Annotated in this window: 14 protein-coding genes and 1 pseudogene; 9 read left to right on the forward strand and 6 right to left on the reverse strand. The window is 65.7% G+C overall.

Annotated features, from left to right (window positions below; genetic code table 11):
* Nucleotides 1-25 precede the first annotated feature (25 nt).
* From AC24YW_RS18795 to AC24YW_RS18805, 3 genes are all read left to right on the forward strand, one after another.
* Complete coding sequence (locus AC24YW_RS18795) at nt 26-1,687, forward strand: electron transfer flavoprotein-ubiquinone oxidoreductase (protein ID WP_487484104.1); 1,662 nt, start codon at nt 26-28, stop codon at nt 1,685-1,687.
* A 285-nt stretch (nt 1,688-1,972) separates the two neighbouring features.
* The gene (locus AC24YW_RS18800; protein ID WP_487484105.1) at nt 1,973-3,769 is read left to right on the forward strand and encodes a tetratricopeptide repeat protein; all 1,797 of its coding nucleotides are present in this window, start codon (nt 1,973-1,975) and stop codon (nt 3,767-3,769) included.
* Nucleotides 3,770-3,874: 105 nt separating this feature from the next.
* Nucleotides 3,875-4,759, forward strand: coding sequence for a 4-(cytidine 5'-diphospho)-2-C-methyl-D-erythritol kinase (locus tag AC24YW_RS18805; RefSeq protein ID WP_487484106.1), 885 nt, complete (start codon nt 3,875-3,877; stop codon nt 4,757-4,759).
* A gap of 102 nt (nt 4,760-4,861) precedes the next feature.
* On the opposite strand, the gene AC24YW_RS18810 is transcribed toward AC24YW_RS18805, so the two are convergent.
* The 5 genes from AC24YW_RS18810 to AC24YW_RS18830 all read right to left on the reverse strand — a co-directional run bounded on the left by AC24YW_RS18810 (nt 4,862) and on the right by AC24YW_RS18830 (nt 9,579).
* A complete protein-coding gene (locus AC24YW_RS18810; RefSeq protein WP_487484107.1) occupies nt 4,862-5,740 on the reverse strand; it encodes an alpha/beta fold hydrolase in 879 nt (292 codons plus the stop codon).
* The gene (locus AC24YW_RS18815; protein WP_487484108.1) at nt 5,733-6,365 is read right to left on the reverse strand and encodes a LysE family translocator; all 633 of its coding nucleotides are present in this window, start codon (nt 6,363-6,365) and stop codon (nt 5,733-5,735) included. The genes AC24YW_RS18810 and AC24YW_RS18815 overlap by 8 nt, the downstream gene beginning before the upstream one ends.
* A gap of 44 nt (nt 6,366-6,409) precedes the next feature.
* A complete protein-coding gene (gene fabF / locus AC24YW_RS18820; RefSeq protein WP_487484109.1) occupies nt 6,410-7,672 on the reverse strand; it encodes a beta-ketoacyl-ACP synthase II in 1,263 nt (420 codons plus the stop codon).
* A 1-nt stretch (nt 7,673) separates the two neighbouring features.
* The gene (locus tag AC24YW_RS18825) at nt 7,674-8,189 is read right to left on the reverse strand and encodes a winged helix-turn-helix transcriptional regulator (protein WP_487484110.1); all 516 of its coding nucleotides are present in this window, start codon (nt 8,187-8,189) and stop codon (nt 7,674-7,676) included.
* Between the two features lie 382 nt (nt 8,190-8,571).
* Nucleotides 8,572-9,579 (reverse strand): polyprenyl synthetase family protein, encoded by a 1,008-nt coding sequence (locus AC24YW_RS18830; RefSeq protein ID WP_487484111.1) that lies wholly within the window; start codon nt 9,577-9,579, stop codon nt 8,572-8,574.
* 133 nt (nt 9,580-9,712) lie between these two features.
* On the opposite strand from AC24YW_RS18830, the gene AC24YW_RS18835 reads away from it, so the two are divergent.
* From AC24YW_RS18835 to glyS, 6 genes and pseudogenes are all read left to right on the forward strand, one after another.
* The gene (locus AC24YW_RS18835; RefSeq protein WP_439373790.1) at nt 9,713-9,940 is read left to right on the forward strand and encodes a putative signal transducing protein; all 228 of its coding nucleotides are present in this window, start codon (nt 9,713-9,715) and stop codon (nt 9,938-9,940) included.
* On the forward strand, nt 9,933-10,697 hold the full coding sequence (locus AC24YW_RS18840) for a tRNA1(Val) (adenine(37)-N6)-methyltransferase (RefSeq protein WP_487484112.1): 765 nt from the start codon (nt 9,933-9,935) through the stop codon (nt 10,695-10,697). The genes AC24YW_RS18835 and AC24YW_RS18840 overlap by 8 nt, the downstream gene beginning before the upstream one ends.
* A gap of 216 nt (nt 10,698-10,913) precedes the next feature.
* On the forward strand, nt 10,914-11,822 hold the full coding sequence (locus AC24YW_RS18845) for a S49 family peptidase (RefSeq protein ID WP_487484113.1): 909 nt from the start codon (nt 10,914-10,916) through the stop codon (nt 11,820-11,822).
* 103 nt (nt 11,823-11,925) lie between these two features.
* Nucleotides 11,926-12,119: pseudogene (locus AC24YW_RS18850) on the forward strand (hypothetical protein).
* A 213-nt stretch (nt 12,120-12,332) separates the two neighbouring features.
* Complete coding sequence (locus tag AC24YW_RS18855; protein WP_487484114.1) at nt 12,333-13,271, forward strand: glycine--tRNA ligase subunit alpha; 939 nt, start codon at nt 12,333-12,335, stop codon at nt 13,269-13,271.
* Nucleotides 13,271-15,370 carry a glycine--tRNA ligase subunit beta gene (glyS, locus tag AC24YW_RS18860; protein WP_487484115.1) on the forward strand — a complete coding sequence of 700 codons (2,100 nt, stop codon included), beginning with the start codon at nt 13,271-13,273 and terminating at the stop codon, nt 15,368-15,370. The genes AC24YW_RS18855 and glyS overlap by 1 nt, the downstream gene beginning before the upstream one ends.
* A gap of 267 nt (nt 15,371-15,637) precedes the next feature.
* On the opposite strand, the gene AC24YW_RS18865 is transcribed toward glyS, so the two are convergent.
* Entirely contained in the window at nt 15,638-15,991 is a 354-nt protein-coding gene (locus AC24YW_RS18865) for a DUF1236 domain-containing protein (RefSeq protein ID WP_487484116.1), read from the reverse strand.
* Nucleotides 15,992-15,997: the final 6 nt, after the last annotated feature.

A 15,997-nucleotide genomic window follows, 5' to 3' on the forward strand; every position in this document is an offset into this window, starting at 1 on the left:
GGACCGTCTCAAGGGCTGAGATCAAATGAGCACCGAAGAACTTCCCCCGCGCGAATCCATGGAATTCGACGTCGTCATCGTCGGCGCCGGCCCGTCGGGTCTGTCGGCCGCGATCCGGCTGAAGCAGCTCAACGCCGAGCTCAACGTCGTCGTGGTGGAGAAGGGCTCCGAGGTTGGTGCGCACATCCTCTCGGGCGCCGTGATCGATCCCGCAGGCCTCGACAAGCTGATCCCGGACTGGCGCGAGGATGCCGACTGCCCGCTGAAGACGCAGGTCAAGGACGACCGCTTCTACTGGATGACCGGCGGCGGCGCGATCAAGCTGCCGGCCTTCATCATGCCGCCGCTGATGCACAACCACCACTGCTACATCGGCTCGCTCGGCAATGTCTGCCGCTGGCTGGCGCGCAAGGCCGAGGCGCTCGGCGTCGAGATCTATCCGGGCTTTGCGGCGGCGGAAGTGCTTTATGACGAGGAAGGCAAGGTCAAGGGCATCGCAACCGGCGACATGGGCATCGGCCGCGACGGCAAGCCGAAGGATTCCTTCACCCGCGGCATGGAATTGCTCGGCAAGTACACGCTGTTCGCCGAAGGCGCCCGTGGCAGCCTGACCAAGCAGCTCATCAACAAGTTCGCGCTCGACGCCAAGAGCGAGCCGCCGAAATTCGGCATCGGGCTCAAGGAAGTCTGGCAGATCGATCCCGCCAAGCACCAGAAGGGCTTGATCCAGCATTCATTCGGCTGGCCGCTTGACCTCAAGACCGGTGGCGGCTCGTTCCTCTATCATTATGATGACAATCTCGTCGCCGTCGGCTTCGTCGTGCATCTGAACTACGACGATCCCTATCTGTCCCCGTTCGATGAATTCCAGCGCTTCAAGACCCATCCCTCGATCCGTGGCACCTTCGAGGGCGCCAAGCGGCTCGCTTACGGGGCTCGTGCGATCACCGAGGGCGGCTATCAGTCGGTGCCGAAGCTGAGCTTCCCCGGCGGCGCGCTGATCGGCTGCGCGGCCGGCTTCGTCAACGTGCCGCGCATCAAGGGCGTGCACAATGCGATGGGCACCGGCATGCTGGCTGCCGAACACGTTGCGGCCGCGCTCGCCGCCGACCGCGCCAATGACGAGCTCGTCGAATACGAGAATGCCTGGCGCTCCTCGTCCGTCGGCAAAGACCTGTTCCTGGTTCGCAACGTCAAGCCGCTGTGGTCGAAGTTCGGCACCGTGCTCGGCGTCGCGCTCGGCGGCTTCGACATGTGGTGCAATACGCTGTTCGGCGCCTCCCTGTTCGGCACGCAGTCGCACGCCAAGCCCGACCGCGCCACTCTCGATCCGGCCAAGAACCACGCGCCCAGGAACTACCCGAAGCCCGACGGCAAGATCACATTCGACAAGCTGTCCTCGGTGTTCTTGTCCAACACCAATCACGAGGAGGACCAGCCGATCCATCTGAAGGTCACCGACATGAACCTCCAGAGGAGCTCCGAGCACGACGTCTATGCCGGCCCCTCGAACCGCTATTGCCCAGCCGGCGTCTATGAATGGATCGAGGAGGGCTCCGGCCCGCGCTTCCAGATCAACGCCCAGAACTGCGTCCACTGCAAGACCTGCGACGTGAAGGATCCCAACGGCAACATCACCTGGGTTCCCCCCGAGGGCGGCGGCGGCCCGAACTACGAGGCGATGTGAGGGGCGCATCGCACGGGTGACCAGGCGCACGTTCCCGTGAGGATCAAGCTGCGGCGACCCGCCGCGGCCACGATAAGGCCATAGTGGCGGCGTCTTGGGGCGCTGGCGCGGTTTCAATGAGCCGGTTTGGGCGTGCGGAGGGGATCTTCTCGGGTCCGAATCCTTGCGGCGAAGCGCCAAAAGCGGCATTGTCGGCCTGACGGTTCCGGGCCCGGATGTCACCGGCTGCGTTCGCTTGCGATACGGCCTTCTGCCCCAGGCACCACCAACTCAAGGCGAGCCCTGATGTCTTCAAATCGTTTCAACCGCTGGACTGCTGCCGCCATCGCCCTCATGGGCACCGCGATCGCGACGGTCCCCGGCGCGGTCCTGGCGCAGACGCCGGATCACCCGGAGAACACGGCGGCGCAGTTTCCGACGCGAAACGATCTGAAGTCGCTCACCGGTGCCGGCAGCTATCTCGCCGCCCGCCATGCCAGCGTCGAGCGCGACGCGGCCTCGGCCGCCGCATTCTACCGTTCGGCGCTCCGCACCGATCCCAAGAACAACGAATTGCTCGACCGTGCTTTCATCTCGTCGGTCGCCGACGGCGATATCGACGAGGCGGTCAAGCTCGCCGAGCGCATTCTCACCATCGACAAGACCAACCGCGTTGCCCGTCTCGTCGTCGGCGTGCACGATCTCAAGCTGAAGAAGTACGTCGCGGCGCAGACCAACATCAACCAGTCGATCCGTGGTCCGATCACCGACCTCGTCGCCACGCTGCTGTCGGGCTGGGCCGCCTATGGCGCGGGCGATGCCAAGGGTGGTGTCGCCACCATCGACAAGCTGACAGGTCCGGAATGGTATCCGCTGTTCAAGGACCTCCACACCGGCATGATCCTGGAGCTCTCCGGCAAGGAGAAGGACGCCGGCGCGCGCTTCGAGCGCGCCTACAAGCTCGACGATTCCATGCTGCGCGTGACCGAGGCCTATGCGCGCTGGCTGTCGCGCAACAAGGATTCCGCCGCGGCCACCAATATCTACCAGGCCTTCGACAAGAAGCTCGCACGCCATCCGCTGATCCAGGAAGGCCTGCGCGAGACCAAGGCCGGCAAGAAGATGCCGCCGCTGGTCGATTCCGCGCAGGCCGGCGCCGCCGAAGCGCTCTACGGCATCGGCGCGACGCTGACCCGACGCGGCGGCGAGGATCTGGCGCTGGTCTATCTCCAGCTCTCGCTCTACCTGCAGCCGAGCCATCCGCTGGCGCTGCTGTCGCTCGCCGATCTCTACGAATCCGTCAAGCGGCCGAAGATGGCGATCAAGGTCTACGAGCGCGTGCCCGCGAACTCGCCGCTCAAGCGCAATGCGCAGATTCAGCTCGCCATCGATCTCGATTCCGCCGACCGCACCGACGAGGCGATCAAGATCCTCAAGGGCGTCACGACGGAGGATCCCAAGGACCTCGAAGCCATCATGGCGCTCGGCAACATCGAGCGAGGCCGCAAGCGGTTCGGCGATTGCGGCGCGACCTATTCGCGAGGCATCGAGGTGCTGCCGCCCGGCAACGACAAGGCCAACAGCGTCTGGTACTATTATCGCGGTATCTGCCAGGAGCGCTCCAAGCAATGGGCCAAGGCCGAGGCCGACATGAAGAAGGCGCTGGAGCTGCAGCCCGACCAGCCGCACGTTCTCAACTATCTCGGCTATTCCTGGATCGACCAGGGCGTGAATCTCGACGAAGGCATGAAGATGATCAAGCGGGCCGTCGAGCAGCGTCCCGACGACGGCTACATCGTCGATTCCCTCGGCTGGGCCTATTACCGCATCGGCAATTTCGAGGAGGCGGTGAAGAACCTCGAGCGCGCGATCGATCTCAAGCCCGAGGATCCCACCATCAACGACCACCTCGGCGACGCCTATTGGCGCGTCGGCCGTACGCTGGAGGCAAAATTCCAGTGGTCGCATGCGCGCGATCTCAAGCCCGAGCCGGAAGAGCTGCCGAAGATCGAGGCCAAGATCGCCAATGGCCTCCCCGACGACAATTCGAACTCTTCTGCGGCGCAGGCCGAGAAGAAGAAGGACGACGGCAAGGGCGGCTAAGAGAGCGCATGATCCGGACCCGAAGGGCCGCGTTAGCGCAAAGCGTGTAGCGGTTTTCCGATCAGATCATGCGCAAACAAGTGAGTCTTTGGGGGCTGATCGCCAATGTCGGCGTTGATTGAAGAGGGGCGGGCGAAGGTCAATTTGAGCCTTCGCGTCGTCGGCCGTCGTGCCGATGGTTATCATGATCTCGAAAGCGTGGTCGCGTTTGCCGACTGCGCCGACCGGCTCGCGCTGGAGCCGGGCGGGGAGCTGAAGCTCACCACGACCGGGCCGCTGGCTGCCGCCTGCGGCGACACCGCCGACAATCTCGTGCTCAAGGCCGCCAAGTTGCTTGCCGAGGCCATCCCTGGACTGAAGCTGGGCGCCTTCGCGCTCGACAAGGTGCTCCCCGTCGCTGCCGGTATCGGCGGCGGTTCGGCGGACGCCGCGGCCGCGCTGCGGCTCCTGGCGCGTATCAACGATTTGTCGCTCGATGATCCCCGCATTCAGAAGGTCGCGCTCGCGACCGGCGCCGACGTGCCGGTGTGCCTCCTCTCGCGCGCCTGCGACATGACCGGCGTCGGCGAGCAGCTGCTGCCGCTCGCGCTGCCGAGCATGCCTTGCGTCATGGTCAATCCGCGCGTGCCGGTTGCGACCAAGGACGTGTTCCAGGCGCTGGGCCTGCGCAGTGGCGAGCTCCTGGTCGGCGTTACCGACGTCATTCGCGCGCCGGCCTGGCCCGGCGAAGGCGGCTCGATTTCCGATTGGGTCGAGGTTCTCGACACCGTCGCCAACGATCTCGAAGCGCCCGCGCTGCGCATCGAGCCTGTGATCGGCGAGGTGCTGGACGCCTTGCGCGATTCCGCCGGCGTCAAGCTCGCACGCATGTCCGGCTCGGGCGCGACGTGTTTTGCGATCTACGGCGCGCCTGCGGAGGCACATGCCGCGGCCGAGAAGATCCGGCGCGATCACCCCGGCTGGTGGGTGCATGCGGGCACGTTGAGCTAGTTCTAATCGTCATTGCGAGCGCAGCGAAGCAATCCGGAAATCTCTTAGCGGTGACGGTCTGGATTGCTTCGCTGCGCTCGCAATGACGTGGATAGAGTTGTGCTAACCCGCGCTGTCCTCAGCCAATCCCAGAAACTTCCGGATCTCACCCAACACCTCCTGCGGCTTGTCGTGCTGCAGCCAGTGTCCTGCCCCGGCGATGGTATTGACGCGCGCGTTCTGGAAGTATCGCTCCAGGCCGGCGGCCCTGGCGCCCGCCAGAAAGCTTTCGCCGGCATTGAGCAGCAGAGTCGGACACGCGATCCGCGACCACAGCTCAATGTGATCGTCGGGCCAGAGCCGGTGTGGCGCAGAGGCGCGCTGATAGGGATCGAACTTCCAGCTGTAGCTGCCGTCCTCGTTCTGCCGTGCGCCATGCCTGGCGAGATGCAGCGCGAGGTCGCGCGCGAGACGCTTGTTGTGCAGCATCATCTGCGCGGCGGCGTCTTCGAGCGTCGCATAGCGGCGCGGGGTGCGGTCGTGCAGTCTGTCGAGCTGGCCGACCCATTTGCCGATGCGCTCATGCGCCGCCGGCTTCGGTGTATCGGGCAACATGGTCACGCCGTCGAGGACGACGAGCCTCGTGACCTGTTCGGGGAATGCGCCCGAAAAGATCAGGCTCACCATGCCGCCCATCGAATGGCCGATGAGAGTGATCTGAGGCGTGGCCAAGGTGCGAACCAGCTGCGCGAGATCGTACACGTATTCCGTCAGCGCGTAGCTGCCGCCTCTCGTCCAGTCGGACTCGCCGTGACCGCGCAGGTCGGGCGCGACGACGCGAAGATGCGGTTGCAGCGAACGCGCGATGTGATCCCAGCTTCGGCAATGATCGCGGCCACCGTGCACCAGGACGGCGACGGGTGCGCCCTCGTTGCCCCAGTCGGCGTAGTGCAGCCGCAGGCCGTGCGATTCATAGAAGCGGCTTTGCGGGGCGCTAGCCATTTGCCGGCCGCCGCGCCAAAGCGAGCGAGAGGCCGAGACCGGCGATGAAGACGCCGGAGCCCTGCGTGAGGCGACGCATCAGAAGCGGCCGTCCGGTCAGTTGCGCGCGCGTCGCCGAGGCCATCAGCACCACCACGACATCGGCGAGGGTGTTCAGCGCCACCGAAATCGTACCCAGCAGGATGAATTGCAGAGTCGGGTTCGAGTCCGACGGATCGAGAAACTGAGGAATGAAGGCGAGGAAGAACGCCGCGGTCTTCGGATTGAGCGCTTCGACCAGCACGCCGTCGCGGAACGCGCGCTTGTCGCCGATCGGCTCGCTCCCGAACGACAGGTTGTTGCCGGCGCTGCGAAAGGTCTTGATGCCGAGCCAGACCAGATAGAGCGCGCCGACGAATTTCACGGCGGCAAACAGCTCCGCGCTGGCCAGGATGATGGCGGAGATGCCGAGGCTGCCCGCCACGACGTGAACCAGGCCGCCCAGCGCCGTGCCCGCGGTCGAGGCGAAGCCGCTGCCACGCCCCTCCGACAAGGTTCGCGCCGCGACGTAAAAGATGCCGGGGCCGGGAATGGCGGCAATGAGGAGGGCTGCGGCCAGGAACAGCCAGAAATTGGTTTCGATCATCCCGTTTTCGTAGCGGAGCGAGCGGCGATTGCAAGGCCTCTTGCTTAGCCCAGCCGACGCAAGATCACGCTGGCATTCACTCCGCCGAAGCCGAACCCGTTGGAGATGGCATGCTGCATCGGCATCGGCCGCGCGCTACCTGCGACAATATCGATGCCTTCAGCGCCCGCATCGGGGTTTTCGAGATTGAGCGTGGGCGGCGCGATCTGGTCGCGCAACGCGAGCACGGTGAAGATCGCTTCCAGCCCGCCGGCGGCGCCGAGCAGGTGCCCCGTGGCCGATTTGGTCGCGCTCACGGCAATGGCGCGGTTGCGGCCGAACAGCGCGGCGATGGCGCCGAGCTCGCTCTCGTCGCCGGCCGGTGTCGAGGTCGCGTGCGCGTTCAGGTGCTGCACATCCGCGGGCGCAAGCTTGGCCTGCCGAAGTGCGATCTCCATGGCGCGGCGGGCACCGTCCCCATCGGGCGGTCCTGATGTCATGTGATAGGCGTCCGCGGTCGTGCCGTAGCCAACGATCTCGGCGATCGGCGTCGCGCCGCGCGCCTGCGCATGCTCCAGCGCCTCGATCACCAGGATGCCGGCGCCTTCGCCCATCACGAAACCGTCGCGGTTGCGATCGAACGGACGCGAGGCGCGCGCGGGCTCGTCGTTGAAGCCGCTCGACAGGGCACGCGCCGCCGCAAAGCCGCCGAGGCTGACGATGTCGATGCAGGCCTCCGCGCCGCCGCAGATCGCAACATCAGCTTCGCCTGACCGGATCAGGCGCGCGGCATCGCCGATCGCCTGCACGCCGGCGGCGCAGGCCGTGACCGGGGTGCCCAATGCGCCCTTGTAGCCGTACTTGATCGAGACGTGGCCGGCGGCGAGATTGGCAAGGAAAGAGGGGATCGTGAACGGCGAGAGCCGCCGCGCGCCGCGTTGCGCGGTGATGCGCACCGCCTCCGCCATGGCGGGAAAGCCGCCGACGCCGGAAGCGATGATGGTCGCGGTGCGCTCGAGCGCGGCAGCGTCCTGCGGCATCCATTTCGCCTGTGCGACGGCTTCCGCCGTGGCGAGCAGAGCGAACAGGATGAAGCGGTCCATCTTGCGCTGGTCCTTCGGCGCGGCAGCCTGCGCCGGGTCAAAGCCGCCTTCGGCATCATCGGCCTTGTCGGGCACGAGGCCTGCGATGCGCGCCGGCAGCGCCTCTGCCCATTTCGGCAACGGGCGCAGCCCGCTTTGTCCGGCCAGCAGCCGCCGCCACGTCAGTTCCACGCCGCAGCCAAGCGGCGACACCGCGCCCATTCCCGTCACCACGATACGACGCATGTCAGTCTCCAGCCGGCGCCACGGCCGGGTTCATGGCCTTGAGCGAAGCAAGCCGTGCGCGCATGCCGCGGCTGGCGCGGGGACCTGCGACGACCACCGCATTGGCCAGCGTGATCGGGCGCTTGTCGGCGGCATCGACCACAATCGGCTCGATCGGGCGGACGTCGCTCCGGTTCGCCAGCAGGATGGATTCGCCTTTCGGCGCGAGATGCTTGTTGCCCCAGGCGAGCAGTGTCGCGATCACGGGGAAGAAATCCCGCGCCTTGTCCGTCAGCACATATTCGTAGCGCGGCGGGCGCTCCTGATAGCGGCGGCGCACGAACATGCCGCTTGCGGTGAGATGCGCGAGCCGCCGCGACAGGATGTTCGGCGCGATGCCGAGGCTTTGCGAGAACTCGTCGAATTTCGTCGCCCCCTGAAACGCATCGCGCAGGATCAGGATGCTCCACCATTCGCCGACCGTCTCCACCGCGCGGCCGACCGGGCATTCCAGGATGGAAGGGGATTTGGGCTGCATGGCGGGCAAGGTAGGGCAGTAACTTGCAAAATGCAAGTGACTGCATGGAGAGGCATGTAGAGCGGATGAGGCTGGGTTCTGCTGGTGAGATGAAGCGCGCTCTCGTGCCCCGGACGCAGCGCAGCGCCTCCTAGCGGTGCGCTGCAGAGCCGGGGCCCATGTTGATCATGATTGCGGATGTCGCATGGGTCCGGCCCTGCGCAGCAGCGTTTCACGCTGCAGCGCGTCCGGGACACGAGAGCGAGCGGTACCGTCGCGGCGTACTCCGTCATTGCGAGCGTAGCGAAGCAGTCGAGACCGTCTCCGCGGCGGGATTCCGGATCGCTGCGCTACGCTCGCAATGACGGGTGGAGAGAGCGCGCAAAGCGTGAGCGTCAGTCGCCTAATGCGACCGTGCCAAGCAGAACGCCACGACCTGCTCCAGCGCGCTCTTCATCGGCGAGGGCGGGAACAGCGCCAGCGCATCCACGGCCATGGCGCCGTAGTGCTGGGCGCGGATCAGCGTGTCCTCGAGCGCGCGGTGCTTGTTCATCAGGCCGATGGCGTGATCGAGATCGGAATCGCCGATCTCGCCGCGCTCGAGCGCCCGGATCCAGAACGCGCGCTCGGTGTCGTTGCCGCGGCGGAAGGCGAGCACGACGGGCAGCGTGATCTTGCCTTCGCGGAAATCATCGCCGGTGTTCTTGCCGAGCTTGGCGCTCTTGCCGCCATAGTCCAGCACGTCGTCGACGAGCTGGAAGGCGATGCCGAGATTCATGCCGACCGAGCGGCAGGCGGTCTGCTCCGCCTTCGGGCGGTTCGCGATCACGGGGCCGACCTCGCAGGCGGCGGCGAACAATTCGGCGGTCTTGCCGCGGATCACGGCGAGATATTCATCCTCCGTGGTCGCGGTGTTCTTGGCGGCCGCAAGCTGCATCACCTCGCCCTCGGCGATGGTGGCGGCGGCCGCGGAGAGGATGTCGAGCGCACGCAGCGAGCCGACCTCGACCATCATGCGGAAGGCCTGGCCGAGCAGGAAGTCGCCGACCAGCACGCTCGCCTCGTTGCCCCAGAGCATGCGGGCCGAGAGCTTGCCGCGGCGCATCTCGCTCTCGTCGACCACGTCGTCGTGCAGGAGCGTCGCGGTGTGCATGAACTCGACGCTGGCAGCTAACTTGATATGGCCGTCACCGGCGTAGCCGGCGAGGTTGGCCATGGCGAGCGTCAGCATCGGGCGCAGGCGCTTGCCGCCCGAGGAGATCAGGTGGTTGGCCACTTCCGGGATCATGGTCACGTCGGAGCCGGTCCGCGACAGGATCGTGGCATTGACGCGCTCCATATCGGGAGCGACAAGGGCAACCAGCTCTTCGATCGACGCGCCGGGGGTTTCGAAAGGTACGATGACGGCCACGCCGGTCTCCAATATTTGCCCCGGAAGGGCTATTCTGATGGAAATACAATAGAAACTGACGGCGGATGCGGCAAGGGCCGCGGAACCATTGACATTTGCCGCGTTAGCCACTTTCAGGCAGGAGACCTCCGTTTTGCGTGAATTGGTTCGGACCAACGATATGGTGCTGGTGTCGGCGATTGGCGCGCTGCTCGACGGCGCCAACATCCATCATCTGGTGCTGGACCAGAACATGAGCATCATCGAGGGCTCGCTCGGCATCTTGCCGCGGCGGATCCTGGTTCATGAGGACGACGCCGCGGAGGCGAGGGCGCTCCTCACCGAGGCCGGCCTCAGCCACGAACTGCGCGGCGATGATTGAGGCTGCGGATATGACCGAGGACGCGTTTCTCGGCGGGCAGTTGCGCTTGATGCAGAAGCGGTCAGGCCACCGCGCCGGGCACGACGCCGTCCTGCTCGCAGCGGCGACCGACGCGAAGGCGGGTGACCGCGTGGTCGAGCTTGGCGCCGGCGTCGGCACGGCAGGGCTTGCGCTGGCGCGGCGCGTCGCCGGGATCTGGCTGAGCCTCGTCGAGATCGATCCGGAACTGGCTGAGCTCGCGCGGGCCAACGCCGCGGCGAACACGATTGCTGCCGAGGCCATCGTGCTCGACGTCACCGCCGACGCGCAGGCATTTGCAGCAAACGGACTCCTGCCCGACAGCGCCGACGCCGTATTGATGAACCCGCCCTTCAACGACCCCGCACGCCATCGCGGCTCACCCGATCAGGCGCGCCACACCGCGCATGTGGCGAGGGAGGAGACGCTGCATGCGTGGGTGCATGCAGCCCGGCGCCTTCTCCGATCGAGCGGCGTGCTGACCCTGATCTGGCGCGCGGATGGAATTGGCGACGTCATGGCAGCGCTATCACGCGGCTTCGGCAGCCTTGCGATCCTGCCGGTTCATGGCGAAGCGGGGAAGCCCGCGATCCGCGTGCTGGTGCGCGCAGTCAAAGGCGGCCGGGCACCGACGCGATTGCTGCCGGGCCTCATGCTCAACGACGCGTTAAACGGGCCTAAAAAAGAGATGAGGGATATTCTGGAGGGGAGGGCGGCGTTGCCGCTGGCGAGGCCGTGACGGCTTACTGCGAAAGCGATTCCGTCTGCTGCTCTTGCGGGGCCGTAAAGCGGATAGCGGTGAAGAGCGCACCGATCAGCAGCAACAGCAGATAGATCTTCATGGCGTTTCCTTCCGCTGCCTATTGCAGCCTTCCAACGCGGATTCTGCAAAACACATTCCAGGCACTTTCAATGACACTCGCGTGATAAGAAATGGTTAATCAGAGGTAAGGCCATGGCCGAACAATTGAACGATCGTGAGAGTTCCGGCCTGGCCGACAAGCTCATGCAGTATCTGCCGGCGCGGTTTCGTCCCGGCACGGCGGTCGTGCCGGTGGTGCGGCTGTCGGGTGTAATCGGTGCGGTGACGCCGCTGCGTCCGGGCCTGACGCTTGCCGGCGTCGCGCGGGTGCTCGAGCGCGCATTTTCCTATCGACACGCCAAGGCGGTGGCGTTGGTGATCAACTCGCCCGGCGGCTCGCCGGTGCAGTCGCGCCAGATCTTCTTGCGCATCAAGCAGCTCGCCGCGGAGAAGAAGCTGCCCGTGCTCGTGTTCGTCGAGGACGTCGCGGCCTCGGGCGGCTACATGATCGCCTGCGCCGGCGACGAGATCATCTGCGATCCCTCCTCGATCCTCGGCTCGATCGGCGTGGTCGGCGGCAGTTTCGGTTTCCAGGAGGCGATCAGGCGGCTCGGCATCGAGCGGCGCCTCTACACGTCGGGCGAGCACAAGGCGATGCTCGACCCGTTCCTTCCGGAGAACCCCGACGACGTCGCGCGATTGAAGGCGATCCAGCGCGAGATCCACCAGATCTTCATCGCGCTGGTCAAGGAGAGCCGTGGCGCCCGGCTGAAGGGAGCCGACGACACGCTGTTCACGGGCGAATACTGGGCCGGCGAAAGCGCCATCGAACTGGGGCTCGCAGACAGCATCGGCGATCTCCGCTCAACTCTTCGTGCCCGCTACGGCGAGAAGGTTCTCACCCCCGTGATCGCGCAGCCGACCGGGCTGCTCTCCGGCCTTTTGGGCCGGAAATCGCCCGGCGCGGGGCAGCTTTCGGCTTTGGAATCAATGGCCGGGCTGCCGGACGAGCTGATCTCGGCGGTCGAAACACGGGCGATCTGGGCGAAATTCGGGTTCTAGCGTTCGCACTGCCGCGCCATTTGGTCCTTTGCGGGCCAATTGCGGCGCAGCTCCGACTGCGCGACAATGGGCGTGGGGGCTGAGCATGAATAAGGATCGACCGATGCCGCCGTTCGTCGCTTTCGCGGGCGTCCTGGGCGGGCTTGCCGTGGTCCGCTGGGCCTACAAGACCGCTGTCCGGATCAAAACCAGGAGCTGGAGGAGATGCGCCTGTCGCGCGTCACCGAGGCCGCTCCTGCGGGGGATATGAAGACACTCAAGCGTGACCCGGTGACCGGAGCTTACCGCCCGGGTTAGGGCACACCTCCATGCGTTCGTCATTCCGGGGCTCGCGAAGCGAGAACCCGGAATCCATCGAACCACGGAGCGAGCGGCGCAATGGATTCCGGGCTCGCCCTGCGGGCGCCCCGGAATGACGGCCGTTTCCGGCCCCCTTCGCCTTGATTCCCATCCCCGCCGTCGATACGGTCCCGCGCGATTCAAAACCCCCCGCGAGAGCCTGATCTGACGATGGACGCCTCATTGCCCGCCCATATGCGCCCGGAACGCTCGTTCCAGGGCTTCATCCTCGCGCTCCAGCGGTTCTGGGCCGAGCAGGGCTGCGTGATCCTGCAGCCCTACGACATGGAGATGGGCGCAGGCACCTTCCATCCGGCGACCACGCTGCGCGCGCTCGGGCCAAAGCCCTGGAACGCCGCCTATGTGCAGCCCTCCCGGCGGCCCAAGGACGGCCGCTACGGCGAGAACCCGAACCGGATGCAGCATTATTACCAGTTCCAGGTGATCATGAAGCCGTCGCCGCCGAACCTTCAGGAGCTGTACCTGAAGTCGCTCGCCGCGATCGGCATCGATTCCGCCGTGCACGACATCCGCTTCGTCGAGGACGACTGGGAGAGCCCGACCCTGGGCGCCTGGGGCCTCGGGTGGGAATGCTGGTGCGACGGCATGGAGGTCAGCCAGTTCACTTACTTTCAGCAGGTCGCCGGCTTTGAATGCGCGCCGGTCGCGGGCGAGCTCACCTACGGGCTCGAGCGCCTCGCGATGTATGTGCAGGGCGTCGACCGCGTCTACGACCTCAATTTCAATGGGCGCGACGGTGATCAGAAGGTCACCTATGGCGACGTGTTCCTGCAGGCCGAGCAGGAATATTCACGGCACAATTTCGAAGTCGCTGACACCGCGATGCTGTTCGAGCAGTTCAAGATGGCGGAGGCGGCCTGCAGGAAATATCTCGACGCAGGCTGGCGCGAAGGCGGCAACCGGAAACAGCATCTGATGGCGCTGCCGGCTTACGACCAGTGCATCAAGGCGAGCCACGTCTTCAACCTGCTCGATGCCCGCGGCGTGATCTCCGTGACCGAGCGGCAGAGCTACATCCTGCGCGTGCGCGAGCTGGCAAAAGCCTGCGGCGAGGCCTGGATCCACACTGAAGCGGGCGGAGCGGCCTGATGCCCGATCTTTTGCTTGAACTGTTCTCGGAAGAAATCCCCGCGCGCATGCAAGGAAAGGCGGCCGACGATCTGCGCCGCATGGTCACCGACAAGCTGGTTGCCGAAGGCCTGGTTTACGAGGGCGCGAAGGCGTTTGCGACGCCCCGTCGCCTTGCGCTCACCGTGCACGGCATCCCCGCGCGCCAGCCTGATCTGAAGACCGAACGCCGTGGCCCGAAGGTCGGCGCGCCCGATGCGGCCGTGCAGGGCTTCCTCAAGGCAACCGGTCTGAAGTCGCTGGACGAAGCCAAAATCCAGCGCGACCCCAAGGGCGATTTCTACATCGGCTTGATCGAGAAGCCGGGTCGCGATGCGATCGACGTGCTCGCGGAAATCCTGCCCGTCATCATCCGCACCTTCCCCTGGCCGAAATCGATGCGCTGGGGCGCGCGCTCGGGCAAGCCGGGCTCGCTGAACTGGGTGCGTCCGCTGCACGCGATCACCGCGACCTTCGGCCTCGAGACCGAAGAGCCCGATGTCGTGAAGTTCGAGGTCGACGGCATCGAGAGCGGCCGGATCACCTACGGCCACCGCTTTCTCGCGCCGGCGCCTATCCAGGTGCGCCGCTTCGAGGACTACGAGGCGAAGCTTCTTGCCGCAAAAGTCGTGCTCGACCCCGAGCGCCGCAAGGACGCGATCCTCACCGACGCCAAGCAGCTCGCCTTCGCGCAAGGTTTCGAGCTGGTCGAGGACCAGAACCTGCTCGACGAGGTCGCCGGCCTCGTCGAATGGCCCGTCGTGCTGATGGGCTCGTTCGAGCCGGAGTTCTTGAAGACTCCCGATGAAGTCATCCGCGCCACCATCCGCAACAACCAGAAGTGCTTTGTCGTGCGCGACCCCAAGACGGGCAAGCTCGCGAGTAAGTTCATCCTGGTCGCCAATATCGAGGCGACCGACGGCGGCAAAACCATCATCGCCGGCAACGAGCGCGTCATCCGTGCGCGCCTGAGCGATGCGAAGTTCTTCTACGAGACCGATCTCAAGACCAGGCTCGAGGACCGGCTGCCGAAGTTCGAGCAGATCGTGTTTCACGAGAAGCTCGGAACGCAGGCCGAGCGCATCAAGCGGATCGAGCGGCTCGCCGCCGAGATCGCGCCGCTGGTTGGTGCCGATGTCGCCAAGGCCACGCGTGCGGCGCATCTCGCCAAGGCCGACTTGCTGACGGAGGTCGTCGGCGAATTCCCCGAAGTGCAGGGCCTCATGGGCAAGTACTACGCGCTGGCGCAGGGCGTGGACGCCTCCGTCGCCGCCGCCTGCGAGGAACACTACAAGCCGCAAGGCCCTGCCGATCGCGTTCCGACCGATCCGGTCAGCGTCGTGGTGGCGCTCGCGGACAAGATCGATACCCTGGTTGGGTTCTGGGCGATCGACGAGAAGCCGACGGGGAGCAAAGACCCTTATGCATTGCGTCGCGCAGCGCTCGGTGTGATCCGATTGATTGCCGAGAACGCGCTGCGTCTGTCGCTCATAAAGGTGGCGGGATCAGCGCTCGCCGGCTTGTCGGTGAAGCCGGCCGATGCCTCGAAGCTTCCGAGCGATCTGCTGGCCTTCTTCGCCGATCGCCTCAAGGTCCAGCTTCGCGAGCAGGGCGCACGCCACGATCTTGTCGACGCGGTGTTCGCGCTCGGCGGCCAGGATGATCTCCTGATGATCGTCCGCCGCGTCGAGGCGCTCGGAAAATTCCTCGATACTGACGACGGCAAGAACCTGCTCGCCGGCACCAAGCGCGCCAGCAACATCCTCTCGATCGAGGAGAAAAAGGACAAGCGCAGCTTCGACGGCGCGCCCGACGCCGTGCTCTACAGCCTCGCGGAGGAGAAGGCACTGGCCAAGGCAATCGGTGAGGTCAAGGCGGAAGCCAGCGCTGCCGTCGCCAAGGAAGACTTCGCCGCCGCGATGAGCGCGCTTGCCAAGCTGCGCCCGCCGGTCGATGCGTTCTTCGACAAGGTGCGCGTCAACGACGACGATCCGAAGGTGCGCGAGAACCGCCTGAAACTGCTCAACGAGATCCGCAGCGCCACGCGCGCGGTGGCGGATTTCTCGAAGATCCAAGATTGAGGCTGTCGATCTGGCGCTCCGTGCCCCGGACGCAGCGCAGCGCCTCTTAGCGGTGCGCTGCAGAGCCGGGGCCCATGCTGCCGCGTGTTCGGAACGCCTGGGTCCCGGCTCTGCCTCGCAACGCTTAGGCGTTGCGCCTTGTCCGGGACACGAGACAAAAAAGCCCCGCCCGGCGGGGGGAGGACCGGGCGGGGCCTGATGTCCGATTAACACTGCTCGCGCCAGCCTGATTTGACGCGCCGGACATCGAATGGAGCAGCAGCGTTCTTAGTCCAGCACTTCGACGATGCGACGCGAGCGCGGCTCGACCAGCACGGTTTCGCCGTTCACGACGGTGTAGCGATAGGTCGTGGCGCCGAAACGCTGCGGCACGTCATAATAGGTGACGCCGACTTCGGGTAAGGTGGCGCCGACCACGACGCGATCTGGAATGCGGAAGGCCGGCACACGTTGTTCGACGACATATTCGCGGAAGGCGGGCCGCTGTTCGACGGCAATCGTCGGCGCGCCGTCGACCACAGCGGGCGCGCGCCCGATCGTGACAGTGCTTTGCGCCTGCGCCGCAAGGGGCGCGCCGATCGCGGTCGCGAGCGCTGCGAGAGCAAAAATCCTGTTCCGCATGGACAA

The organism is Bradyrhizobium sp. USDA3516, from assembly GCF_057651995.1.